Source organism: Variovorax sp. 01T439_2 (assembly GCF_056398445.1).
The window spans coordinates 1-2,001 of sequence record NZ_JBFTPJ010001027.1 but is presented as its reverse complement, the minus strand read 5'-3'; the positions used below and the strand labels follow the sequence as shown (position 1 = coordinate 2,001).

Annotated in this window: 2 protein-coding genes; both read right to left on the bottom strand. The window is 71.0% G+C overall.

Annotated features, from left to right (window positions below):
* Positions 1-30: 30 nt before the first annotated feature.
* A complete protein-coding gene (locus AC1DOC_RS31400) occupies positions 31-1,029 on the bottom strand; it encodes an acyl-CoA synthetase (protein ID WP_478131303.1) in 999 nt (332 codons plus the stop codon).
* On the bottom strand, positions 1,029-2,001 hold a 973-nt coding region (locus AC1DOC_RS31395), incomplete at its 5' end, for an ApeI family dehydratase (protein ID WP_478131302.1). The genes AC1DOC_RS31400 and AC1DOC_RS31395, both read right to left, overlap by 1 nt.

Here is a 2,001-nt window from a genome sequence, read left to right as displayed (position 1 = left end):
AGTGCCAGCAGCAGGCTCCTGCAAAGCCAGTCAAACCGAATCTTCGAGCCAGAAATCATGAAAGTTGAACCAGTTGTAGGGATAGGCGCGGCACAGGGCATCCAGGCGCGCCACGTAGGCTTCGACCGCCGCGCGGATGCGGCGTTCCCGCTCGGCGGGGTCGGGCGCCCGCTCGCTGAAGTCGGCCAGCAGGTCGAACCGGACATCGTAGCGCGCCCCGCCGCCGTAGAGGCCGGCCATGAAGAACACCTTGCGCCGCAGCAGCGCGGCCAGGCGGAACGGGCCGTCGTCGAAGCTGGCCGGATGGCCGAGGAACGGCAGCACGATGTTGTTGCCGCGCTGCTGCGCGGGCTGGTTCTCGCTGCCAGGCAGGGTGCGGTCGACCAGCATGCCGCCCAGGCCGCCGCCGTCGAGCCAGTCGCGCAGCGCGAGCATCGAATGCGGGCGGCCCAGCGCAATCACGTGCGGCCGCAGCCCGGGCAGGCTGATGGCGTTGAGGATGGCCGTGATGCGCTGCGCGTTGTCGGGGTACATCAGCATCGCCAACCGCAGCTCGTGCTTGTGCAGGCTGTTGTGCTTGCAGGCACCCATGGCCTCGAAGCTGCCGACGTGCGCGCCGAGCAGGAAGGCGCCGCGCCCCTTCAGCGCCTCGGCTTCGAGCGCCTGGTTGCCCTCGACCCTCACGTCGAACAGGTCCATGCGCCCGCGCAGGAAGTACACGCGGTCGAGCACCGTCGAGGCAAAGGCATGCAGCAGGCGGTAGCCGTCGAGCCAGCCGGCATGCGGACCGATGGCCCTGAACAGGTAGCGCTTGATGTGGCGCCGCGGCGCGGGTGCGAACAGCAGGAAGTACAGGCTGATCGGCGGCAGCAGCAGGCGCGTGATGCGGCGCCCGCACACCAGTGCCATCAGGCAGATGAAGCGCAGCGCCAGCATGTTGCTGCGCTCGGGGGTGTGCGCCCAGTCGCCGCGCTGGCCTGCCTGCGCCGCGTYTTTCACGGCGCGCGTCTCGGCGTCGGTGTGATCCATCACGCAGACTCTGGCACGGCGGCCCAGCGGCCGGTGACAGCCAGCACGCCGTCGCAGCGCACGTCGAAGCGCACGCCGCGCGCGGCGCCGGACTCGGGCTGCAGCTCGATGGAGAGCATGCTGCCCGGCCGCACGGGTGCCAGGAACTTGGCGGCCGCGAGCGTGGGATGGGCACCCAGCCGGGCGRCCAGCGCGGGCACGCGCTGCACGGCTTCCATGACCTCGGCCAGTATCAGCGCTCCCGGCAGCAGCGGCTGGCCGGGGAAGTGGCCCGCGAATGCCGGATGGTCGACCGGCACCGCATGGGCCAGCTGCACCGGTGTGTCGTCTTCTGCCAGCTGCGCGAGCGCGAATTCGCGCAGCGCGCGCGCCGTGAGCTTGCCGGTGCCTTCGCGCGGAAAGGCCTTCACCTGCACCACGCGGCGCGGCACGAACACCGGCTCCAGCCGCTGGCGCAGCGCGGCAATGATCTGGCCGGCCGAGAGCGTGGGCGCGACCACGAAGGCCACCGGACGCACCACGCCGTCGGCCACTTCGTCGGGCAGCCAGAACGCGCCGTCCTCGACGCCCGCGATGCTGTTGAGGTGGTAGTTCAAGTGCGCGAGCGAGCTGCGCCGGCCCGCGACATGGATCAGGTCGTTGGCGCGGCCCAGCAGCCGGAAGCGCCGTGCGTCGAGCAGTTCGAGCACGTCGGCCATGGGCGTGGGCTCGGGCAGGAAGTCGCCGCTGAAGATGAAGCGCTCGGCCCCGTCGCCCTCCCCTGGCTGGGCGTGCACGCGGATATCTCCGAAGGTCTCCCAGACTTCGCTCTGCGTGGTGCGGCGGGTGGCGACCTGGCCGGACTCGGTGCTGCCGTAGATCTCGATCAGCACGCCGCCGAGCGCCTGCTCGGCCTGGGCCGCGAGCTGCGGCGAGAGCGGCGCGGTGGCGGAAAGCACCAGGTCGACCGGCGGCAGCTCGATGCCCGAGAGC